Source organism: Lelliottia wanjuensis (assembly GCF_030238365.1).
Taxonomy (GTDB): domain Bacteria; phylum Pseudomonadota; class Gammaproteobacteria; order Enterobacterales; family Enterobacteriaceae; genus Enterobacter; species Enterobacter wanjuensis.
This window is the reverse complement of record NZ_JASSOT010000063.1, coordinates 344,642-365,663: the sequence shown is the minus strand read 5'-3', so window position 1 is coordinate 365,663 and position 21,022 is coordinate 344,642. Positions and strand designations below refer to the sequence as shown.

General features: G+C 53.5%; 23 protein-coding genes. 6 read left to right on the top strand and 17 right to left on the bottom strand.

The window, feature by feature from the left end; genetic code table 11:
* The first annotated feature begins 21 nt into the window (after positions 1-21).
* Together QQF33_RS15635 and QQF33_RS15630 are read left to right on the top strand one after the other, a co-directional pair.
* Complete coding sequence (locus tag QQF33_RS15635) at positions 22-1,455, top strand: DNA cytosine methyltransferase (protein ID WP_285158110.1); 1,434 nt, start codon at positions 22-24, stop codon at positions 1,453-1,455.
* Positions 1,436-1,903, top strand: a complete 468-nt coding sequence (locus tag QQF33_RS15630; protein WP_285149404.1) for a very short patch repair endonuclease — start codon at positions 1,436-1,438, stop codon at positions 1,901-1,903. The genes QQF33_RS15635 and QQF33_RS15630 overlap by 20 nt, the downstream gene beginning before the upstream one ends.
* Before the next feature lie 291 nt (positions 1,904-2,194).
* Here QQF33_RS15630 and QQF33_RS15625 read toward each other — a convergent pair whose 3' ends face one another.
* From QQF33_RS15625 to yedA, 7 genes are all read right to left on the bottom strand, one after another.
* Positions 2,195-3,577: a hypothetical protein gene (locus QQF33_RS15625; protein WP_285158109.1), complete on the bottom strand. Its 1,383-nt coding sequence runs from the start codon at positions 3,575-3,577 to the stop codon at positions 2,195-2,197.
* Positions 3,577-3,834 (bottom strand): PAAR domain-containing protein, encoded by a 258-nt coding sequence (locus tag QQF33_RS15620; RefSeq protein WP_285144168.1) that lies wholly within the window; start codon positions 3,832-3,834, stop codon positions 3,577-3,579. The genes QQF33_RS15625 and QQF33_RS15620 overlap by 1 nt, the downstream gene beginning before the upstream one ends.
* A gap of 13 nt (positions 3,835-3,847) precedes the next feature.
* Positions 3,848-4,543: a T6SS immunity protein Tli3 family protein gene (locus QQF33_RS15615; RefSeq protein WP_285149407.1), complete on the bottom strand. Its 696-nt coding sequence runs from the start codon at positions 4,541-4,543 to the stop codon at positions 3,848-3,850.
* Between the two features lie 3 nt (positions 4,544-4,546).
* Positions 4,547-5,233, bottom strand: coding sequence for a T6SS immunity protein Tli3 family protein (locus tag QQF33_RS15610; protein WP_285149408.1), 687 nt, complete (start codon positions 5,231-5,233; stop codon positions 4,547-4,549).
* A gap of 2 nt (positions 5,234-5,235) precedes the next feature.
* Complete coding sequence (locus QQF33_RS15605; protein WP_285149410.1) at positions 5,236-7,353, bottom strand: T6SS effector phospholipase Tle3 domain-containing protein; 2,118 nt, start codon at positions 7,351-7,353, stop codon at positions 5,236-5,238.
* Positions 7,350-9,863, bottom strand: a complete 2,514-nt coding sequence (locus QQF33_RS15600; RefSeq protein ID WP_285149412.1) for a type VI secretion system Vgr family protein — start codon at positions 9,861-9,863, stop codon at positions 7,350-7,352. The genes QQF33_RS15605 and QQF33_RS15600 overlap by 4 nt, the downstream gene beginning before the upstream one ends.
* Positions 9,864-10,146: 283 nt before the next feature.
* Entirely contained in the window at positions 10,147-11,061 is a 915-nt protein-coding gene (gene yedA, locus QQF33_RS15595) for a drug/metabolite exporter YedA (protein WP_285149414.1), read from the bottom strand.
* Positions 11,062-11,238: 177 nt separating this feature from the next.
* Here yedA and QQF33_RS15590 point away from each other — a divergent pair, with 177 nt between their 5' ends.
* From QQF33_RS15590 to dgcQ, 3 genes are all read left to right on the top strand, one after another.
* Positions 11,239-12,150, top strand: a complete 912-nt coding sequence (locus QQF33_RS15590; RefSeq protein WP_285144174.1) for a DUF808 domain-containing protein — start codon at positions 11,239-11,241, stop codon at positions 12,148-12,150.
* 78 nt (positions 12,151-12,228) lie between these two features.
* Positions 12,229-12,411: a YodC family protein gene (locus tag QQF33_RS15585; protein WP_282495385.1), complete on the top strand. Its 183-nt coding sequence runs from the start codon at positions 12,229-12,231 to the stop codon at positions 12,409-12,411.
* Positions 12,412-12,539: 128 nt separating this feature from the next.
* Positions 12,540-14,231 carry a cellulose biosynthesis regulator diguanylate cyclase DgcQ gene (dgcQ, locus tag QQF33_RS15580; RefSeq protein WP_285158108.1) on the top strand — a complete coding sequence of 564 codons (1,692 nt, stop codon included), beginning with the start codon at positions 12,540-12,542 and terminating at the stop codon, positions 14,229-14,231.
* Here the strand turns inward: dgcQ and QQF33_RS15575 are convergent.
* Complete coding sequence (locus tag QQF33_RS15575; protein ID WP_285144176.1) at positions 14,198-15,025, bottom strand: mannosyl-3-phosphoglycerate phosphatase-related protein; 828 nt, start codon at positions 15,023-15,025, stop codon at positions 14,198-14,200. The genes dgcQ and QQF33_RS15575 overlap by 34 nt on opposite strands.
* 292 nt (positions 15,026-15,317) lie before the next feature.
* A complete protein-coding gene (yodD, locus tag QQF33_RS15570; protein ID WP_282495388.1) occupies positions 15,318-15,545 on the bottom strand; it encodes a YodD family peroxide/acid resistance protein in 228 nt (75 codons plus the stop codon).
* Between the two features lie 128 nt (positions 15,546-15,673).
* Between yodD and dsrB the strand changes: the two genes are divergently transcribed.
* Entirely contained in the window at positions 15,674-15,868 is a 195-nt protein-coding gene (gene dsrB, locus QQF33_RS15565; RefSeq protein ID WP_181826524.1) for a protein DsrB, read from the top strand.
* A 92-nt stretch (positions 15,869-15,960) separates the two neighbouring features.
* On the opposite strand, the gene rcsA is transcribed toward dsrB, so the two are convergent.
* The 8 genes from rcsA to fliL all read right to left on the bottom strand — a co-directional run bounded on the left by rcsA (position 15,961) and on the right by fliL (position 20,952).
* Positions 15,961-16,584 carry a transcriptional regulator RcsA gene (gene rcsA, locus QQF33_RS15560; RefSeq protein ID WP_282495389.1) on the bottom strand — a complete coding sequence of 208 codons (624 nt, stop codon included), beginning with the start codon at positions 16,582-16,584 and terminating at the stop codon, positions 15,961-15,963.
* Between the two features lie 284 nt (positions 16,585-16,868).
* Entirely contained in the window at positions 16,869-17,663 is a 795-nt protein-coding gene (fliR, locus tag QQF33_RS15555) for a flagellar biosynthetic protein FliR (RefSeq protein ID WP_282495390.1), read from the bottom strand.
* Between the two features lie 8 nt (positions 17,664-17,671).
* Positions 17,672-17,941, bottom strand: a complete 270-nt coding sequence (gene fliQ, locus QQF33_RS15550) for a flagellar biosynthesis protein FliQ (RefSeq protein ID WP_282495391.1) — start codon at positions 17,939-17,941, stop codon at positions 17,672-17,674.
* 10 nt (positions 17,942-17,951) lie between these two features.
* A complete protein-coding gene (gene fliP, locus QQF33_RS15545) occupies positions 17,952-18,689 on the bottom strand; it encodes a flagellar type III secretion system pore protein FliP (protein ID WP_282495392.1) in 738 nt (245 codons plus the stop codon).
* Positions 18,689-19,063, bottom strand: a complete 375-nt coding sequence (fliO, locus tag QQF33_RS15540; protein WP_285158107.1) for a flagellar biosynthetic protein FliO — start codon at positions 19,061-19,063, stop codon at positions 18,689-18,691. The genes fliP and fliO overlap by 1 nt, the downstream gene beginning before the upstream one ends.
* A gap of 2 nt (positions 19,064-19,065) precedes the next feature.
* Positions 19,066-19,479 carry a flagellar motor switch protein FliN gene (fliN, locus tag QQF33_RS15535; RefSeq protein WP_282495394.1) on the bottom strand — a complete coding sequence of 138 codons (414 nt, stop codon included), beginning with the start codon at positions 19,477-19,479 and terminating at the stop codon, positions 19,066-19,068.
* Positions 19,476-20,480: a flagellar motor switch protein FliM gene (fliM, locus tag QQF33_RS15530; RefSeq protein WP_282495395.1), complete on the bottom strand. Its 1,005-nt coding sequence runs from the start codon at positions 20,478-20,480 to the stop codon at positions 19,476-19,478. The genes fliN and fliM overlap by 4 nt, the downstream gene beginning before the upstream one ends.
* 4 nt (positions 20,481-20,484) lie before the next feature.
* Positions 20,485-20,952, bottom strand: a complete 468-nt coding sequence (gene fliL / locus QQF33_RS15525) for a flagellar basal body-associated protein FliL (RefSeq protein WP_282495396.1) — start codon at positions 20,950-20,952, stop codon at positions 20,485-20,487.
* Positions 20,953-21,022: the final 70 nt, after the last annotated feature.

Sequence of the window (21,022 nt, the reverse complement as noted above, 5' to 3'; positions counted from 1 at the left end):
CTCTTTTGCCCGGTTAAAGGTATGCAGGAAAAACGATCAGTGATAGCGCCCGCACTTCTGCTGGCAGAGAAATCCACGGCCACGGTGCAGGCGTTATTGAGCAAACTGCTGACCATCTATGATGCGAAAACCCTGGTCAATGAGCTGAATGCGCAGGGTGAAAGCCACTGGAGCCCGGCGATCCTCAAACGACTGGTCACCAGCGACAGGGCAGGGCACCGCCTGAGTGAGCGGGAATTTACTTACCTGCAAAACCTGCTTCCGCGCCCACCGGCCATTCATCCCAATTATGCTTTCCGCTTTGTCGATCTGTTCGCCGGTATCGGCGGGATCCGCAACGGTTTTGAGGCCATCGGCGGCCAGTGCGTGTTTACCAGCGAATGGAACAAACACGCGGTGCGCACCTACAAAGCCAACTGGTATTGCGACCCGCACACGCACCATTTCAACGAAGATATCCGCGACGTCACCCTGAGCCATAAACCTGGCGTCAGCGACGACGAGGCGGCGGAGCACATCCGACAAAACATTCCTCAGCATGATGTGTTGCTCGCGGGCTTCCCGTGTCAGCCGTTCTCGCTGGCGGGCGTGTCGAAAAAGAACGCCCTGGGCCGCGCTCACGGTTTCGCCTGCGATACGCAGGGCACGCTGTTTTTTGACGTGGTGCGGATCATCGACGCCCGTCGACCGCCAATTTTTGTGCTGGAAAACGTCAAAAACCTCAAAAGCCACGACGGCGGGAAAACCTTCCGCATCATCATGCAAACGCTCGATGAACTGGGCTATGACGTGGCGGATTCGCAGGACATGGGCGCGGACGATCCCAAGATTATCGACGGCAAACACTTCCTGCCGCAGCACCGGGAACGCATTGTGCTGGTGGGCTTCCGCCGCGATCTGAACCTGAAGGGCAACTTCACGCTGCGCGATATTCCGTCGCTCTATCCCGCGCATCGACCTTCCATTGCCGAGCTGCTCGAACCGGTGGTGGACGCCAAATTTATCCTCACGCCGGTGCTGTGGAAATACCTTTACCGCTATGCCAAAAAACATCAGGCGAAGGGCAACGGCTTCGGGTTTGGCATGGTCGACCCGACTAATCCGCACAGCGTCACTCGCACGCTGTCGGCCCGCTATTACAAAGACGGTGCCGAAATCCTGATCGACAGAGGCTGGGATAAAGCGCTGGGCGAAGTGAATTTCGACGACCCGAACAATCAGCAACATCGCCCGCGCCGCTTAACGCCGCGCGAGTGCGCGCGTCTGATGGGCTTCGAATCGCCGCAGGGCTACCGCTTCCGCATTCCGGTGTCGGATACCCAGGCCTATCGCCAGTTTGGCAACTCCGTGGTGGTGCCGGCCTTTGCGGCGGTGGCAAAACTGCTCGAGTCGCGGATCAAACAGGCCGTCAAACTGCGTCTGGGCGAGGCCGTCAATGACGGATGTGCACAGTAAGGCGACGCGCAGTAAGAACATGCGTGCCATCGGCACGCGTGACACCGCAATTGAAAAACGGCTGGCGGGGCTGCTAACCCAGAGCGGTTTTGCGTTTCGCGTGCAGGATGCGGCGCTGGCCGGCCGCCCCGATTTTATCCTCGACGATTATCGCTGCATCATCTTCACCCACGGCTGTTTCTGGCACCATCACGACTGTTATCTGTTTAAAGTCCCGGCGACGCGCACCGAGTTCTGGCTGGAAAAAATCGGTAAGAACGTGACGCGCGACCAGCGGGATATCACCACGCTGATGGCGCAGGGTTGGCGGGTGCTGATTGTCTGGGAGTGTGCGCTGCGGGGCAGGTTAAAGCTTGATGACGCTGCGCTGATTGAGCGGCTGGAAGAGTGGATCTGCGGCGGTGGTCAAACCGCGCAGATCGACACCACGGGGATTCGGCCCGTTTAATGTGGACGTATTTCTCTTCCAGCGCGCAGGCGATATTCCCAATAACATTGTGATACTAAGGAAGTTTTTGTTAAATTCCGTGCACAAGGCTAACGGGCAGGAATATCGGAATTATGATGAGCTGATCACCGATTTGCGAAAAAATGGACATGGATGGTGGCTGCTTGGCGCAAACCGCCAATGGCATGGCGGTATTCACATTGGAAGCTATTTCCTGTCTGTTCGGGGAATAACCGACAAGTAACATAATAAGATATGTGACTTACGATGACTCCAATTGCTTCATTCATATCAACACCTCATATCTCTATAGGCTGCGTTGCTTTTTAATATAAGAATAGAAACACCGATAGAAATAAAAACAATTAATGGGACTATAACATATGCAAGAAGTGTCCAGATAGATGGATGGCTATTACCTTCTGAGAAGGTTATATAATAAAACAGTATAGAGAATATAAAAAACAATCCAGCCATGAATGCAGGTAAAACAGGATTCTGCCAGTTTCCCCAGGTAAGATTGCTCGGAATAGTGGTTCTCTGGGAAGAGAGCGCTGTTATGCCAAATTTGTTTTTTTCTGAGGTCGCAACCAACTGCTCACCCTGAGCGTATTTCACCGCATCCGCAGCCAACGCCAACGTAAGCCACCGATATCCGGCACTTTTTTCACCCAGCGACGCATCCACATCCAGCCTGTCCGCTGCCAGCCCTTTTTGGTCCAGAGCCTGCATTAACGGATACTTCTCGGTACGGGATAACCCTGTATACCAGAGCGTTTTGGGCGTTTTAACGGAACCGACTTCCAGATATATGGGCATTTTCTCTTCAACATCCGTTACACCAGACATTGGCTGATAGAGATACACCGGTTTTTCACCTTCGACCCTGGAATAGTGGTTAGTCAGCAAGAAAGCACTCGCATTTTCCATACACTTCGATTCGCATCCTTCTTCATGCAAATCGACGATAATAATCAACCGGTTCACTATGTAGTCATTCGATATGCTGACCAGTTTCCCGATCAGTTCATAATCGGGGCAATCGGCACTGTACTCAATTTTGCGGATTCTGGTATCCTCAACCCCCAGCCGCTCAAGTGAGCGCCTGAGTTCTTCAACACAGCTATCATCACTTCCGCGAACCCAGACAAAAGTTTCAATATTACGGTAGTGATACCCCTTTAGCTTTTCTTCCATCGGGGCCAGAAGACGGGCAAACACTTGTTCATTGCGGGTTTGATCAAACATCTCTTCTAACTGGATTTTTACCGGTGTTTTCGGGGCCAGTGGAAACTCGCCTTCCAGTTTCAGCATGTTCAGTGCAGGTTCTGCCAGCGGCGTGATTGCAGACCATGCCACGATAGCCATATTTTGCCGGGCATGTGCTTTTAAATTAATTTCCCGCTCTTGTGCAACAAATTTACGGGTTTCAGCATAGTGGATATCGGCATCCCTCATCATAAAACCAAGGAATACAAACACTGAGAGCAGGCAGGCGGGAAGGAAAAAGGAGGGCACGAGAAAAATAGCGGTGACATGCTCCTTTTCAGGCCAGGTAAAAGCCCGTATCAGCAGGCAAAAAGCTATCGTAGCCACATATAAAATGATGATAGCCATTACAGGTACGTCAGTATCTGGTTCAGGCTGTTTCTTGTATAACCACCACTCTCTCATCACGCAGCTCCCGCAACAGGCAGGGTGCTTTTGATTTCGCAACCGCACGCAGCGTGACACCCATCCACCACAACCCCCCGGCCGTTCATGGTCCAGGTCGGATGGCATTCATTGATCGGGAACGTCCCTTTATGTTCCGGGCACGTCACCTGATCGTTTTTCAGGGCTACGGGTTTACCCATAAAGTCCGCACCTGACGCTTTAATCACTTTTCCACCGCTCACCAGTGGATCGTTCAGTCGAATTACGCCTTTCATCGTTTTTATCTCCTTATCGTCCTGCATCCATATCACAACGCATGTGATCCCAGCCGGTGTAGCCCTTCACTTCTGGAGTTTTGTCTGGGAGATCCTGATAGTTTGATTCATGACGAACTACCTTCCCCTCCAGACCTTCTTTGGTAAAATAAATCAGCCCCCAGGCCCACCCAGGATACTCTGGAGTTATTTCATCAGGCTCACCACTATCTAAACGATATTTAATACCCGGACCGCCTGGGAGAATACGCGGGTCATCAAACGGCTTTGACGACATATACAGCCGGTGTTTGGTCTGCAAAAAAGCTTGATCGTTAACGACTGTGAAAGACACTGCATCTTCTCTTGGTGGCCTGTTATCGCCATTTGGCTCATTTTCGCCAGGAGAAAAACCAACTCCTTCCCATGTTTGCCCATAGTCTTTAGAAACCATAAACCCATCCACCTCCCAGTTTGGGATAGCGATATAACGCTGAGATGGATGTTCGAACTTTTTGGGAAATATCCGGTAAAACTGGAAAAATGGCTGAGAGTGGATACCTTTTTGCGTGTCCGTATACCAGAGTTCACCTTCACAGTCCCAGCCTTTCAGCTCAAGATATCGATGGTCATCAAACCGATAAACTACCTGCGTTAGTGGCGCCTTCGCCTGGCATCCGGCCACCAGCAAAATACTGGTGGCTGCCAGACCTATACATAGTCCTCTCATGGCCTATTTCCCTAAGTCCATGTCACAGCGCATATGATCCCAGCCGGTGTAACCCTTCACTTCTGGAGTTTTGTCTGGGAGATCTTTCCAACTGGTTTGAAGCTCCTGAATAGTGCCCTTCAACCCTTGCCTAGTCATATAAATCAATCCCCAGGCCCATCCGGCGGAACCAGACTGAATATCTCCCTTTACCCCATCTTCAAGTTCGTAATGGATCCCCGGACCACCGGGGAGAATACGCGGGTCATCAAACGGCTTTGACGACATATACAGCCGGTGTTTGGTCTGCAAAAAACCCTGATCGCCAACGACAGTAAAAGAGAGGATGTCATCGTAAGGTGGTCGGTTGTCACCATTTGGCTCATTTTCTCCCGGCGAATAGTGAGCCCCGCTCCAGGTTTTCCCGTAATCTTTTGAAACTGTAAATCCTCCCCCCCACGACGAAATTGCCATATAGCGTTCGGAAGGATGAATGAATTTCTTGGTAAATATCCGATAAAACTGGCTCCATACCTGACTATGGATACCTTTTTGCGTGTCCGTATACCAGAGTTCACCGTCGCAGTCCCAGCCCTTCAGTTCCAAAGAGCGATGGTCATCAAATCGGTAAACCACCTGCGTTGGCGGCTCCTTTGCCTCACAATTCACGGCCACCAACAGTGCTGCAAGCGCTAAATAAAGTCCCTTCATCTTTAATCCCTCTTCGCTAAGGCAGCATCGCTTTTAGCTTTAGGCATATCCCATTGGAGGTTAGTAATGGCCTGGTTCCCTACAGACAAATCACGGGACGGTTTGAATTCAGTGGCATGGTTATACTGATTAACCACATTTTCTGGTAATACCTCGTCGGGTTTATTCATATAACGCTTTGTTTCATCTAAAGGTAGTTTTCCTGATCGGTAATATTCCTTGGCATCAGGGTTTTTATTCAACGGATCACGCCAGTCCGCTCGGTGCAACAGGTCTTCCCAGAATTTACCCGCTTTAAAGTCAAACGATCGGCATTGACCGATTGCCAGGTCATACGCCATCGCATGAGACGGCGCGAATTCACTGGCGACGATAGAAGAGTGCTGGCTATACCCAACCGGATCAGCTTTCCGCCACTCTTTTTCCAGTTCCTCGCGAGAACGAAGCCAGGTCAGCGTGACGTTTGGAAAAGCATTTGATCCTGTGACTACACCGCGAATCACCGTCACTTTCCGGTCGATGCTTTCTATTTTTAGTTCTTCAGGCGTAAGAACGTGGCCGGGCCGCCAGCTGATACGTTGGTAACTGTTCACCGCATAAGTTGCCGACTGGGTAAGTTTGATTGTGTGGGCTTTTGCAGAATACGAAATGTAGGCATCCGGGCTGTCCGGGTCGATGTTAGCTGTGTAAGGCTTATCGCTGGTTTTCGGATCATTATCGGGGTGATTATTCTGTCCCTGGAGTTCAAAGATAAACGTCTCCGGTAGTTCTTCACCGTTCACGATCACACCCGAGGCAGACGTGGGATAATTGGTATTCGCGAGACTGCTGTAATCCGCATCCCCCGTCATACGAGGCGGCAGCGTAAACTCTGTTCCTGTCGGTGCCAGCCCGACCTCACCATGCTGGTAAAAAACTCGCTGATATAAGTTTGAGATACCGGCAGCGATGGTTTTGGGGATGCCTCGCCAGCCAAAACCCTGAACGTTTGTCAAAGACACGACACCATCATTAGGGCAAAAGTAGTTATAGACCTTTCCGTTATTATCGCGGCAAAATTTGGCGTCTTTTCGCAACGGATTATCAGACGGTTTACGCAGCGTACAGGCCCCTTCCATTTCCTTCAGAGCGGCTTCATCCAGCACACCACCTTTGTACTGTGCGGCCATCAGACTGCAGAAATTTTTAAATGTATCCTGACGGGCTTTATCTGTCTGGTGATGGCCGGGCTGAATATTTTCAGCGCTGCGGGATTCCAGTGAATACGGAGAATGATTCAGGATCGTGCAGTTCACCGGCTTCAAACCGGCTTTCACCACAAGCATATTTGCAAGCATGGTGATGATCGTTCCCTGACTGTGCGCCACAATATTGATAACATCATCCTTCGTTTCCAGTGGCTGCCTAATCTGAATAATCAAATCGGCAAGGCGCTGAGCCGCAAAAAACTGATAGATCCGGTGCGGATTATTAAAAATAGGGTGTGTAAAGTCGCCGCCGTTAGCGTGCAATGATAGAAACCCCGCAGCTCCCAGAGCTGCGCCGCCAGCGCCCGGCCCAAGCATATCGGGGATGTTGGTTGTCGCGTTTGCGAATGTGCCACCGCCTTTGGCAAAATTCGCTTCCAGAGCATTACCGAAGTTATCGTTCTGGTACTTCAGCGTGCTGAATCCGTCATTCCCGAGGTCGGCTTTTTTATCGGCGTTATCTTCCTGATACGTATCAAACGGCAGGTGAGCCGCATCTTTCATCTTTTCTACTTCTTCCCGATAACGCTTCTGATCTGCCCGATAGTCGTCATGCGTAACGGGTTTATATCCCCAGAAAAAAGGGATAATGGGTGAGCGACCAGGATCGGTAACTCTGTAGTCCTTCCATTCGTGGGGGTAAAAATCCTGCCGATTAAGCCGTTTACCCAGCCCCTGAAGAATGCCCTTTTCTTGATTCTGATAGGCTTCACCCACGTCGTTCACACCATGTACCAGAATCACGATACCCGGCATAGGGCGCGGCACTCCCACGCTGCAGGTCTGGGCAGTTTCACCTAGGCTTTTATGTACCGGAATATCCCCTTCAGATACCACGCGAGGGGCATACGGTTTTGTCTTCGTATCCGTCATTCCATCAACTCCATTTTGTAACTGTCGAGATCATCAGCATCGAGCAACGGTGAATGACCGCTGCTGTCGGTCACACCTTCCACCACCTGTCCGGACGAACTGGTCAGCCTGAATTTTTTGTTTGCCAGAATTTGCTCCGGATCATCACCTGCGTGCAGCTTGTAACGGAGTTTAAATGCCCCCTTCTCAAAGGACGGTGACTGTACCGACGCACTCTCCGGTCCGTCGTATTTCAGGTTCGGTGCTTTCAGCTCGATGCCCGTCGGCGAGAAAATCGTGACCAACCCGTTCGGACTGATACGTATCCCGCCGCCGCCGCAGACAAACTGCATCCCCTCTTTAGCGCTGCCGTTCATCTTTCCGGCGGTACTCGTCAGCGTGAAATCCTGCTGAGACAGCATGTGCATTTCGCCGCGCTGCGCCTGCGTTGTAATATCCCCCGCACCGGCAATCATCTGAATGCCGAGTTTGCGGGCAAACAGTGAGAGTTTTTCCCCTACGGCCAGCGAGAATTTTTTCACGATGTTCACGCTGGCATCGCTGCCCGCCGTGGCGATCAAATCTTTGCCCGCTGACAGCTGCAGGTTGTCCGGCGTAACGTGTGCCTGCCCTTTATCGGCATAGGTCAACAGGCCCGGACCGGTCAGGTTAGTTAGTGTCTGGATGAGGGCATTCTGCTGATCGGTTTCCACATTACTGGCTCCAGCCGTTAGCGCGCTTTGTTGCAGGGTCATCGCCAGCGACAGCGCTTTTTCCAGCTGCGCAATGGCGGCCGTCATATCCAGCTGTTTGCCCGCTGCGCGTGGCTGTGCTTCCGTGGTAAGCAGTATCCCTTTAGCCGCACGTAGCGCCATATGGTTGTCGGTTCTGGCTTCCACACCTTCACCGCGCTGTTTTCCCTCCGAGTCAACAAGGTGGCCAGCGCTAACCTGGCTCTTGCCGTACTCCGTGGCGATCTTGATATGCTCCTCTCCGCGCTTGTCCTCCAGGCGAATTTTGTTAAAAGCAGCCGTGCGAATAACGTTGCGGGTATCGTTACGGTTCGTGACCAAATCCGTACGGCGGCCGTCATGCAGGACGTGGGCGATAAACGGGCGGTCAGGATCGCCACCTTCAAAATCAACGGCCACCTCAGTCCCATCCAGAAGCGGGAAGTGAAAACCAAAGGTGTCACCGGCATACGGTCTGCCGAGACGTATCAATGCGCTTTCAAATCCGTCTTTTTTTTCTTCAAGGTCAAAATCAAACTTCACCCGGTAGCGGCCTTTCGCATCGAGTCCGGCATAAACCTTATCTCCACCGATGGCCGCCACTCTTGCGGGCACCGTCCCGGCAATCACCGGTCGGGGCAGATGTTCAGGGCGGAAGCTGTAACCGTTGATGTAGGGGATCCCCGTCAACACAGCGCGGTAGTGTTCCGCACGGCTGCTGCGAATGGCCATCGTCGTTATCAAAAATCCGGGCTTAAACCCGTCAGGAATAGTGCCGGTTGGGTTAAACATAATGCCGGGCTGAAGCGCCGGATCGCTGGTTGTCGCCCCGAGCACAGTTTGCCCGTTCAGCAGGCGCTCATAGCGCAGGCGGGCGTAAAACGTGGCTGTTTCCGCCTCTTCGCCGTAAAAATCGCCGTCGGCCAGGTAGTGATCGGCATAGTGGTATTCCTGGCCTGTCGTTACGCCTTCCGGAATATCACTCGTTTCAATGGTTTTATCAGTTTGTGGCGATTGTGGATCACGGTAGTTGTACGTGCGGACCAGTACGTTTTGAGGGATCAGACCATGCTGTTCTTCCAGATCGGTAATGTATTCGTCATAGCTGGTCATACCGGAATTTCGAACATACGGTATCTGTTTGTCGCTGAAAATGTAGCGGCTACCAGAATCCCCAAAAATGACGACGGTTTCGCCCTGAACCTTGTCGTGATTTTCAAAGCGGAACCAGATCCCCACTTCCGCCAGCAACCGGCGGATAAACTGCAGATCGGTTTCTTTCCACTGAATAATCATTTCCCGACTCGGGTAGCTGTGACTCAACCGGTCAAAATCGATGTTGTACCCGTCAAAATGACCGCTGTCCTTCATCAGCTTCGTGACGAGCTCCGGAATCGTCATATTCATGTACACAGCTGAGCGATAATTTCTGTCCAGCAGCGCCAGCTCATGCTCCAGCTCGCACTCATACAGCGCTTCGTCACCTGACGACTTCAGGCGAGAGAATTTGGTGATCGTGCCATTAATCTGGCGCACCGGCAGCCAGTGGGTCTGCCCGTGCCAGGTGGCTTTCGGATTCGGGGCGCGCAGAATAAATTCGGCCATCTGGTTAAGAACGGCATTGATGCCAATGTTCTGATCCGGGCTGGTGAAGCGGATGGTATAACGGTAGGGTTTACTTAATGCCTCTTCCCCCGTAAACGAGTGAACATCGGGGATAACGCCTTTACTACGGGGAAAATATAACAAATATCGGTTTAGAGTATCCTGCTGCTGAACTGTTTCGGATCGTCCTTCCATAATTAAATTCCTTTTAATTACTATTTGTTTTTACAAAAAGAATACTCACTCACGCCTATAATTAAAACGGCATTCCACAATAAAAAATACTTTGTTACATAAAGGAATCTGGATATGTGTCATCTCAATATGGAAGCGTGTCGATATCATTTTATGGCTCAGGTTTTTCATGAGACGAGCCGGAAACACACTCAAAGCAGAGAGACAGAGAAGAAAATCTGAAGTGAAAGGACTATTCTCCAGCCCCTGGAAAGGGCTGGAGAAAAACCAAAAATATACCCGTTTACCGCTTCTCCACCTCACACGCCGTAACCACCGGTTTTGCCGGGAACAGATACTTCCCGAGCGTCACCAGCACCACCGCCATAATAATCACTCCCAGCGCCAACCATTCAACCGACGATAAAACCTCGCCCGCAAAGGTGGTGCCCAGCAACACGGCCACCACCGGGTTAACGTAGGCGTAGCTGGTGGCAACGGCAGGGCTGACGTTGCGGATCAGGAACATGTACGAGTTGATAGCGATAATCGAGCCAAAAATTGCCAGATAACCGACAGCCAGGAAACCGGAGAGCGTCGGCATCGTCGTGAGTTTTTCACCGGTGAGGATCGAGACGATGAGCAATACAATGCCCGCCGCCAGCATCTCAATGGCACCAGCCATCATCCCGGAGGGTAACTCCACTCTTGAACCCAACACCGAGCCAAAGGCCCAGCTCATGGAGCCAATCAGGATCAGCACCGCGCCCCACGGATTACCGCTCAGGTTGCCGCCGCTGTTAAGTAGAATAATCCCCGCCAGACCAATGCCGATCCCCATCCACTCCAGCTTGCGGGTGCGGATGCCGAACAGTCGGCTAAAGCAGAGGGTAAACAGCGGCACAGTGGCGACCACCACCGCCGCAATACCGGACGGCACGTTCTGATGCTCCGCCACCGTCACGCCGCCGTTACCGACGGCCAACAGCAGCAGGCCGATCAGCGCCGCGTTCATCATCGGGCGCAGCGGCGGGAGTTTATGCCCGCGCATCAGCAGAAACGCTAAAAGCAGTACACCGGCAGAGAAGAAACGCACGCCCGCCATCATCAGCGGTGGCCAACTCTCCACGCCGATACGAATCACAAAGTAGGTCGAACCCCAGATGATGTAGAGCGAAAATAGCGCTCCAATAAGGGGTAATAATTGCCGGAAACGCATAATCCCTCACAGCGATTTAAAAAGGTCGCTCATAGTAAACGTGAAAACTATCGGGCTGGCGAGTCCTTTAATTGTGCCAATGGTGTGAATTATTTGTTGACTTGCGGTGCCTGTTTCAGGGTTTCGCTTTTTGCTCCATACTATTCACTTAATTATCAAAATAAGAAGGATCAGATTTTGGCAGGAAGTAGCTTATTAACATTGCTCGACGATATTGCCACCTTGCTGGATGACATTTCGGTGATGGGAAAACTAGCCGCCAAGAAGACGGCCGGTGTGCTGGGAGATGACTTGTCGCTCAACGCGCAGCAGGTGACGGGCGTTCGCGCCAACCGCGAGCTGCCGGTGGTGTGGAGCGTGGCGAAAGGGTCCTTTATCAACAAAGTGATCCTGGTGCCGCTGGCGCTGCTGATCAGCGCCTTTATCCCGTGGGCGATCACCCCGCTGCTGATGATTGGCGGCGCGTTCCTCTGCTACGAAGGCGTTGAAAAAGTGCTGCACTCCTTCGGCTCGCACAAGGACGAAGAGACCCCGCAGGCGCGGCAGCAACGCTTAGAAGCGCTGGCCGCCAAAGATCCGATGGCCTTCGAGCGCGATAAGGTGAAAGGGGCGATCCGCACGGACTTTATCCTCTCGGCGGAAATCGTGGCGATTACGCTTGGGATCGTGTCGGAATCACCGCTGCTCAACCAGGTGCTGGTGCTCTCGGGGATCGCGATTCTGGTCACCGTCGGCGTGTATGGCCTGGTGGGCGTGATCGTGAAGCTTGACGACATGGGCTACTGGCTGGAGAAAAAATCCAACGCCGTGGCGCAGGCGGTCGGCAAAGGTCTGCTGGTGCTGGCCCCGTGGCTGATGAAATCCCTCTCGATTATCGGCACCCTGGCGATGTTCCTGGTCGGCGGTGGGATCGTGGTACACGGCATCCCGGTTCTGCATCACGCCATTGAACATTTCAGCGCGGGATTCGGCGCCATTGTCGCGGCGGTACTGCCGATGGTCGCTAACCTGGTGATTGGCTTTATCATCGGGGCCATCGTCATTGCGGCGGTGAAGGGCATCGAAAAAGTGCGTGGGGTTTCGCACTAATTGCCCCATCGGCGACTACGCAAAAACGCCATTCCTCGTCTAGATTGAAACAGTTTCACCCTGATACTGGAGGCGGATATGGTCTTTGTGGTCAGTGATGAAGTTAAGCCGAAAAACGGTGGTCCATCGATGATTGTCACCGGCTATTCCAGCGGTATGGTGGAGTGCCGGTGGTACGACGGGTACGGCATCAAGCGGGAAGCGTTTCGTGAAGACGAGCTTCTGCCCGGTGACGGACGACAACGGCGAGAAACGGCTTAATCACGCAACGCCCGGCATGTCCGGGCGTTTTTGTTGACTATCCTCAAGCGCGGTGCTTGTCTTAAGATATCGGAACCGCCGGGCGTGGCTTTTGTGCGGGTGATGCAAGTTTTCAGCAGGGAGTGTCTGTGCAGCGCGATGTCTATAAAGCCAAAACGCATTTTCTTGAACGGTTACGTCACCAGCCCGGGAAAATCGTTAATCTCTGTTTTGTGATTGTCCTTATCTTTTCAACGATCCTCACCTGGCGCGAAGTGGTGGTGCTGGAAGATGCTTACATCTCCAGCCAGCAAAATCACCTGAAAAATGTGGCCAGCTCTCTCGACCGGCAGCTCCAGTTCAGCATCGATAAACTGCTCTTTTTTCGCCATAGCATGGGCGATGCGCTGCAAACGCCGCTCGGCTTTCGCGTGCTGCAGGATGCCGTTACCAAATTTAACCGTCTGCGCAATCAGCCGTTCTGGCAGCTTGATGTCGACCAGCAGCGCACGCTGCCGATAAGCGGCGTCTCAGACGCGACGGTGGAGCGTACCACGCTGCTGGCGCGCGACGGTCAGCGCATCGGCAACGAGCTCTCTGCCGCGCTGGAGGTGGGGTATCTGCTGCGTCTCGCCACCTCGACAACCGGCAAGGAGAGGCGCGTCTCTTATGTCTCGCGCGCCGGATTTTTTCTCTCCACCGATCCTTCGCCTCTTGATTACACGATTGTCTCCCGTTACTACGACCTGGTGACGCGCCCGTGGTTTACCCAGCAGAACGAGCGGCAAAACCGCTCGCGCGGCGTGCGCTGGTTTATGGCACCCCTGTCCGACGACCGCGAGGAGAGGGTAATCACCGCCAGCCTGCCGGTCTATCAGGATCACTACTGGTACGGCGTGCTGGCGATGGATTTCACCCTCCCGACCATGAAGCAGCTGCTGACGGAAGCCGTCGATCGCCGCACGGACGGAGAGTATCAGCTGTATGACAGCCGCCTGAATCTGATCACCACTTCCGAGCCGCCGGACGGGCTGGTCAATCAGTTTGACGAACTCGAGCGGGCGCAGATTGCCCATGCCATCGAAAGCGATACCCAGGGCGGCATTCGTCTGAACTCGCGCTATATCAGCTGGGAGCGACTCGACCATTTTGACGGCGTGGTGCTGCGCGTGCATACCTTGCAGGAAGGGGTAAACGGGGATTTCGGCAGTATCAGCATCGCGCTGGCGCTGCTGTGGGCGCTCTTTACGGCGATGCTGTTGATCTCCTGGCTGGTGATCCGCCGGATGGTCAGCAACATGTCCAGCATGCAAAACTCTCTCCAGTGGCAGGCGTGGCACGACCCGCTGACGCGGCTGAACAACCGTGGTGCCCTGTTTGATCGGGCCAAAACCCTGGCGCAAGAGTGCCGCGAGCAAAACATTCCTTTCTCGGTGATTCAGCTCGATCTGGACCATTTCAAAAGCATTAACGACAGATTCGGCCACCAGGCCGGGGACAAAGTGCTGTGTCACACCGCCGGGCTGATCGCCAGCGCCCTGCGCAGCAGCGACGTCGCCGGGCGCGTCGGCGGCGAAGAGTTCTGCGTGGTGCTGCCGGGAGCGACCACCCGGCAGGCCGCAGAAGTGGCGGAGCGCATTCGCGCCTGTATCAACCGCAAAGAGATTCTGGTGAGGAAAAGCACCACCACGCGGATCAGCGCCTCGCTGGGCGTGAGCAGCACGGAGGAGAACGAGAATTCCGACTTCGAGCAGCTGCAGTCCATTGCCGATGCGCGCCTGTACCTGGCGAAACAGCAGGGGAGAAATCAGGTGGTGTGGCGCGACGCCGATAAGAAATGATCGAGTCCTTCACGCCAGCCTTCCGGTCCCGGTTGGGTGGTGTGGTAGACCCGCTCAGGAATATCTTCCTGGAGCTGAATACCGTGGCGGTTAATGCCTTTCACCACCACGGCGTAATCGACGTTATCGAGCAGGGGGGCGTCGTTGGGTCCGTCGCCCAGCCCGATCGTTGTCGGTACAAAACCTTCGCGTTTGCGGTACTCATCAATCAGCCAGTTGACCGCCTGATCCTTCCCGCCCCGCGCATCCAGAATGTGCCAGAAGCGCGCGCCCTGCACGAACTTCAACCCGAGCTGCACCAGCTCAGATTCAAACTGCGTCATCCGCTCGTCGCTGTCGCGCCAGATGAGGGTGATTGAGGCTTCGTGCAGACGGGCCAGTGCCGAACGCTCGCGGTTTAGCCCGGTCCATTCGCCGATCACCCGTTCGTCGACGTCATCGAAAGTGGTGAATTTATACCCGCTGCGTTCGCGAATGGGATCGATGAGGCTGCGGATTTCACTGTGCGGCGTGCCGTTGATCAGGCGCGGGGCGTTGGGGTGATCGTCCCAGCGCACATCCAGCTGGATCACCGCCCCGTTTTCGGCAATAAAGGGCAACCCTTCCAGCCCCAGATCCTGCTGGATTTCGAGGGTCTCCGCCGCCGTTTTACTGCTGCATAAAATGACCGGGATCTGATGGTCCTGTAGTTTATCCAGCCAGGGCGCGGCAGGTCGCCAGTCGTAGGTGTGGATATCCAGCAGCGTACCGTCCAGATCGGTAAATATCAGCAGTGTCTCCTTAAGTAAGGACATAGCGTCTCCTGAAGCCTGTGTGCCTGAGATTAATCCTAAAACCGGGTAAGCATAAGCTCTCCCGTTTTCGGAACCGATCCCGCTGACCCGCATGCGGCAAGGGCCGCGATTCATAACTAAAACTGAAGGTTGTGACGGAAATCATTTTCGACAGGAATATATCCTTGTCATGCAATTTTATTGGGGATAAGGTAAATCCCACATCAGATTTCCTGGTGTAACGAATTTACAAGTGCTTCTTGCATAAGCAAGTTTCATCCCGGTCATCCCCATGACCGGGATTTTTTTCGCCTCAACGGTTCACTTCGCTGATGCTGAAATCATGAATATCCAGCTCAAACGCCTCGGCCAGCTCGCGGTAGGTGTGATAGTCACGCCCGTCGATGCTCACACGCGTGGGATCTTCCTCCGAGCGGCGCACTTCGCCTTCGCTGATTTCATTAATCGCGGCCAGCAGGGCATCGACATCGACGCTGACTTCGCGTTTCGCGGTGTCGCTGTACTCTTTCGCGGTCTTCATTCCTCGTACCTCATTTCGCCGTCTTCAGGGTTAAGTATAGACTGCCCACAAAAGCGTCACTCACGCGTGCACCCGCTGCCAGTTGCTGCGTTTTGTTCTACACTGGCTCAAAACCACAGGAGGATTTTATGAAGGTCAACGATCGGGTCACCGTCAAGACGGACGGCGGACCGCGCCGCCCAGGCGTAGTACTGGCAGTGGAACAGTTTAACGAGGGCATCATGTATCTGGTGTCGCTGGAAGATTACCCGCTCGGCATCTGGTTCTTTAACGAGATTGGTCATTCTGACGGGATCTTTGTGGAAAAAGCGGAATCTGAATAATGGCGCGTCGGGTGAGGGCGAACTTACCCGGCCGTTAAAACGAAAAATCTCTGGCCAGGCCAGAGATTGATATTGTGTGAAGAGTTTAAGAATTAGCGCATATTGACAAAAATACCGTTGGTCACATTATCCGTCAGACGAACAACATGATAGATGACCTGTTTATTATGCGTTTTTATTTTCCTTTTAATATTACCCTTATGTGACGAAACCGTTTTTGCTTTGATGTTCATCTGGTCGGAAATTTGAATTGTGCCCTGTCCGGCCATCCACATTCGCAGCATACTTGATTCAGTGCGGCTTAATGATAGCGTGGGTATGTTAAACTCCGCTACACTCTTTGTCTCTTTATTCAAATAATCACCCAAAATGTCATCCAGCGACTCGGGTTTAATTGATTTAGAACTGATTAATAGGTTTTTACGGACTAACAGATATTCATCGAAATGGATATTTGCGATCGCCATAAAAACAATAAACAGGGTTTTAGGATGTTGATTAATGATCTGCTTGATGTGCTGACTGTTGGCTGGATCGTGAATGAAACAGTCCTCATTAATAAACACCACGCCGGGCTTGTAAGTATCACAAGCGGCTTCAAGTTCACCAACATCATGCACATCGTTGATGTCTCGCTTTTTAACCCCTCTGCTTGCCAGGTACCCGGTTAGCCCTAGCCGGGTGTAACTGCATAAATCCATAATGATCGTTGACATGGCATACCCTCACTCAATGCGTAACGATAATTCACCATCTGCCTGAGAGCTCATAAACAGCCATACGGGATGGAAACGGTTATTAACCTGTGAGCAAAACAAAGACTTTCAGGCGGACTCACTATCCCGTAAAGTTACGTATAATTTGCCAGGAATCATCTTAAAGTAAAGTAAATGTTGAGTATTGTGAGGGGCATAAAAACAAATAAACCGCACCAGATATATCCTGGTAGATGTTTTTCATGTTTTATTTTAGGAATATCCTCACAGAGACAATATAAATATCAGGGATTAATATTTCTGGGTAGCTCGTGAACAATATCCGTCAATAAAGTAAACAATTCGCCAAATAAATGTTCGCAGAAGGGGGCGATCAGGGGCATTAACAGGGCCATCAATATCAGGCCGACGGTCAGGGTGACCGGGAAGCCGATGACAAATACCGACAGCTGCGGCGCCATACGGTTCAGGAGTCCCAGCGCCAGGTTCACCGTGAGGAGCAGGGTGATGACCGGCAGGGCCAGCATCAGACCATTGAGGAAAATCAGCCCGGCGGCGCGCACCAGCGCCAGGAAGGCATTGCTGTTGACCGGGTTGCCGCCAATCGGCAGCGTGTGGAAGGTATCCACCAGCATCGAGATCAGCCACAGGTGACCGTTGAAGCTCAGGAACAGCAGCATCGCCAGCATATCGATGATACGCGCCAGCACCGGCATGTTGAGGTGGCTCGCCGGATCGATGAAGGTGGCGAAAGAGAGCCCCATCTGCAGGCCGATAAGTTCACCGGCGGTACGCACCGCCGCAAACGCCAGCTGCATGGTAAAGCCAATCGCCACGCCGATCAGGATCTGCTGCAGCGCCATCCAGACCGCCTGAGGAGAGAAAATCGGCACGTCAACGGGCGGGAGCGTCGGGGCAACCACAAAAGTAATCGCCATCCCCAGACCGATTTTCACGCGTTTGGGGATCGATTTTTCACTGAAGATGGGCGCGCTCATGATCAGCGCCATGATGCGCAGCAGCGGCCAGAAGTAGAGGCCGAGCCAGCCCATGAACTGATCGCTGGTGAAATGTAGCATTCAGCCCGTCAGCCGATGATGTAGGGCAGGTTGGTAAACAGGTTGCGCATGTAGTCCAGCAACAGGTTCAGCATCCACGGCCCGGCAACGATAATGGTGACAAACACAGCGATGATTTTCGGAATGAACGACAGGGTCATTTCGTTAATCTGCGTCGCCGCCTGCAAAATACTGATAACAAGACCGGTGATCAGGGCCACCAGCAGAAGAGGAGAGGCAACGGAGATGGCGATTTTCATCGCCTCCGTGCCCATCATCATGACCGATTCAGGAGTCATTGGGCGCGCCTCAACTGTAGAAACTCTGCGCCAGCGACCCGACCAGCAGTTGCCAGCCGTCGACCAGCACAAAGAGCATGATCTTAAAGGGCAGGGCAATGGAGGCGGGGGGCACCATCATCATCCCGAGCGCCATCAGGACGCTGGCGATCACCAGGTCGATAATCAGGAACGGAATAAAAATGGTGAAACCAATCTGGAACGCGGTTTTCAGCTCGCTGGTCACGTACGCAGGCAGCAGAATGCGCATCGGCACCGCTTCCGGGCCTTGCATCGGGCCGGCATTCGCCAGACGGGCAAACAGGGCGAGGTCCGCTTCACGGGTCTGACGCAGCATAAATTCACGCAGCGGCTGAGCGCCTTTTTCGAGCGCCACCTGCATCGAGATTTTGTCTTCACTGAACGGCTGATAGGCGTCGGCGTAAATCTTGTCGATCACCGGCGACATAATAAAGAAGGTCAGGAACAGGGCTAAGCCAAGCATCACCTGGTTCGGCGGCGCAGACGGCGTACCGAGCGCATTTCGCAGCAAACCAAAGACGATGATGATGCGGGTGAAGCTGGTCATCATCAGCAACACCGCCGGAATAAAGGTCAGGGCGGTGATAAACACCAGCGTCTGAACCGGCAGAGACCAGCTCTGGCCGCCGCCCGCCATCGGGGTTGAAATCAGACCGGGTAACTGGGCATGCACGGCAGGAGCAAACAGGCAGAGGCCTGCCAGCGTAAGGGATAACACACGGCGCATCAGGATCTCCCGGAACGCTTAAGCAAACTCTTCATAACGGACTGAAAATCCGCTGAACTCTCTGCACTCTCTGGCACGGTTTCCGGCGCAGGAGGCAGTTTATGCAGCACATTAATTTGCGTTGCAGTCACGCCCAATACCAGGCGCGCATCTTCTACTTCAACAATCACCACGCGTTCCCGCGGGCCGAGCGACGTACTGGCGCTCACTTTCAGACCGCGCGTGAGGGCGGTTTTACCCGCCAGGCCAAAACGTTTGACCAGCCACGCGGCAATCAGAATAAAGGCAATAATACCGAACAGCGCACCGCTCACCTGGAGCAGCGGCGAGCCGGGCACCGCAGAGGGTTGAGATACTGTTGCCTGGGTTTTCATACTTAGCGGCTCAGACGACGCATACGTTCGGACGGGGTAATGATGTCGGTAATACGCACGCCGTATTTATCGGCCACGACCACCACTTCTCCCTGGGCAATCAGATAGCCGTTGATCAGGATATCCAGCGGCTCACCGGCCAGACCTTCCAGCGCCACCACGGAACCCTGCGTCAGGCGCAGCAGCTCTTTGATGGTCATCCGGGTACGACCCAGCTCAACGGTCAGTTTTACCGGGATATCCATAATCAGATCGATATCCTGCAGCGTACCGCTGACGTCACCGCCGCCTAACTGCTGAAACACCGCTTCCGCCGCGCTTTTGCTCGGGGTAGCCTGTTGCTCGTTTAACGCATCAGCCCACAGATCGTCCAGTGCTCCGCTGTTTTCATCGGACGGATTGTTCATGTCACTCATTTGGGCTGTTCCTCATTCAGCGAATTCAATATCGGATTGATCAAGTGCTCAACGCGTAGCGCGTATTGACCGTTAACGGTGCCGTACTGGCTGGTCAATACCGGGACGCCATCCACATGGGCAATAATGCGGTCCGGTTTTTCTATCGGCAGCACATCGCCGGGTTGTAATTTCAGGATCTGGGACAAACGCAGCGGGATATCCGCAAAGCTCGCCACCAGTTCAAGCTGTGAATGCTGCACCTGACGCACCAGATTCTCGCGCCAGTTCTGATCCTCATGGCGTGAGTTTTCCAGCGGTGGGTTCACCAGCACTTCGCGCAGCGGCTCAATCATGCTGAACGGCAGACAGATATTAAACTCACCGGTCAGGTTGCCGATTTCCACGTGGAACGGGGTATTGACGACGATGTCGTTTGGCGAGGTGGTGATGTTGGTGAATTTCACCTGCATCTCCGAACGCACGTACTCCACTTCCAGCGGGTTAATCGCTTTCCAGGCGTCGCTGTAAGATTCCAGCGCCAGCTTCAGCATGCGGTTAATCACACGCTGTTCAGTATGGGTAAATTCGCGTCCTTCGACTTTCGTCGGGAAGCGACCGTCACCGCCAAACAGGTTATCCACGGCGATAAAGACCAGGCTCGGAGAAAACACGAACAGCCCGGTGCCACGCAGCGGTTTCAGGTGGATCAGGTTAAGGTTAGTTGGCACCGGCAGGTTGCGGGCAAACTCATGATAAGGCTGAATGCGGATTGCCCCGACGGTAATGTCCGGGCTACGACGCAGCAGGTTAAACAGCCCCATACGGAACTGACGTGCAAAACGTTCGTTGATGATCTCCAGCGCCTGCAGGCGCTCGCGCACCACGCGACGCTGGGTATTCGGGTCATAGGGGCGAATATCAGATTCGCCACCCTGTCCCGGTACGGGATCATCGCTCTTCTCGCTGTCGCCGTTGAGCAGCGCATCGATTTCCGCTTGAGAAAGAATACTATCGCCCATGTCTCTACCGCAGGATGAAAGCTGTGTACAGAACGTCAGTGACTTCCTGCTTAGGTTGACCTGCTACCAGTGGCGCTGCCAGCGTTTGTTTGATGGCCTCGACCAGCTTTTGCTTCCCGTCATCGGTGGCAAGCCCGGAGGCGTCCTGACGAGAGAAAAGCAGTAACAGGCGGCTACGCACTTCTGGCAGGTATTCGCTCAGACGGGTGCGAGTTGCGTCATCTTTCAGGCGCAGGGTAATGCCGACATACAGCACACGATCCGCATCACCGAGGTTAACGGTGAAGGTATCCAGTGCGAAAAAGACCGGTGCCGGAGGCGGCGGGGGTTCTGCATGGGCAGCGGCTGACGGCGCTTGTTGTGAACGCCAGTAACTATAGCCAGCGGTCGCACATGCGGCGAGTGTAATTAACACCAGCAGCGGCACCCAAATGGAGCGCTTGCTTTTTTTGGTGATAGCGGAGTCAGTCATCTGATACGAGCTTCCTGTTTCGGTACAGCTAATACAGTGATTATCCCGCGTCCTGCTTTGGTCAAAGCGT

Bases quoted from the DNA above. Each gene is read 5' to 3' on its own strand.
- fliP (WP_282495392.1), bottom strand. From the start codon at position 18,689: ATGCGCCGTGTGTTATCCCTTACGCTGGCAGGCCTCTGCCTGTTTGCT.
- QQF33_RS15600 (WP_285149412.1), bottom strand. From the start codon at position 9,863: ATGGAAGGACGATCCGAAACAGTTCAGCAGCAGGATACTCTAAACCGA.
- QQF33_RS15610 (WP_285149408.1), bottom strand. From the start codon at position 5,233: ATGAAGGGACTTTATTTAGCGCTTGCAGCACTGTTGGTGGCCGTGAAT.
- fliN (WP_282495394.1), bottom strand. From the start codon at position 19,479: ATGAGTGACATGAACAATCCGTCCGATGAAAACAGCGGAGCACTGGAC.
- QQF33_RS15575 (WP_285144176.1), bottom strand. From the start codon at position 15,025: ATGTCCTTACTTAAGGAGACACTGCTGATATTTACCGATCTGGACGGT.
- QQF33_RS15630 (WP_285149404.1), top strand. From the start codon at position 1,436: ATGACGGATGTGCACAGTAAGGCGACGCGCAGTAAGAACATGCGTGCC.
- QQF33_RS15635 (WP_285158110.1), top strand. From the start codon at position 22: ATGCAGGAAAAACGATCAGTGATAGCGCCCGCACTTCTGCTGGCAGAG.
- fliQ (WP_282495391.1), bottom strand. From the start codon at position 17,941: ATGACTCCTGAATCGGTCATGATGATGGGCACGGAGGCGATGAAAATC.
- fliM (WP_282495395.1), bottom strand. From the start codon at position 20,480: ATGGGCGATAGTATTCTTTCTCAAGCGGAAATCGATGCGCTGCTCAAC.
- QQF33_RS15585 (WP_282495385.1), top strand. From the start codon at position 12,229: ATGGTCTTTGTGGTCAGTGATGAAGTTAAGCCGAAAAACGGTGGTCCA.
- QQF33_RS15625 (WP_285158109.1), bottom strand. From the start codon at position 3,577: ATGAGAGAGTGGTGGTTATACAAGAAACAGCCTGAACCAGATACTGAC.
- QQF33_RS15615 (WP_285149407.1), bottom strand. From the start codon at position 4,543: ATGAGAGGACTATGTATAGGTCTGGCAGCCACCAGTATTTTGCTGGTG.
- yedA (WP_285149414.1), bottom strand. From the start codon at position 11,061: ATGCGTTTCCGGCAATTATTACCCCTTATTGGAGCGCTATTTTCGCTC.
- dsrB (WP_181826524.1), top strand. From the start codon at position 15,674: ATGAAGGTCAACGATCGGGTCACCGTCAAGACGGACGGCGGACCGCGC.
- fliL (WP_282495396.1), bottom strand. From the start codon at position 20,952: ATGACTGACTCCGCTATCACCAAAAAAAGCAAGCGCTCCATTTGGGTG.
- QQF33_RS15605 (WP_285149410.1), bottom strand. From the start codon at position 7,353: ATGACGGATACGAAGACAAAACCGTATGCCCCTCGCGTGGTATCTGAA.
- fliR (WP_282495390.1), bottom strand. From the start codon at position 17,663: ATGCTACATTTCACCAGCGATCAGTTCATGGGCTGGCTCGGCCTCTAC.
- yodD (WP_282495388.1), bottom strand. From the start codon at position 15,545: ATGAAGACCGCGAAAGAGTACAGCGACACCGCGAAACGCGAAGTCAGC.
- fliO (WP_285158107.1), bottom strand. From the start codon at position 19,063: ATGAAAACCCAGGCAACAGTATCTCAACCCTCTGCGGTGCCCGGCTCG.
- QQF33_RS15620 (WP_285144168.1), bottom strand. From the start codon at position 3,834: ATGAAAGGCGTAATTCGACTGAACGATCCACTGGTGAGCGGTGGAAAA.
- rcsA (WP_282495389.1), bottom strand. From the start codon at position 16,584: ATGTCAACGATCATTATGGATTTATGCAGTTACACCCGGCTAGGGCTA.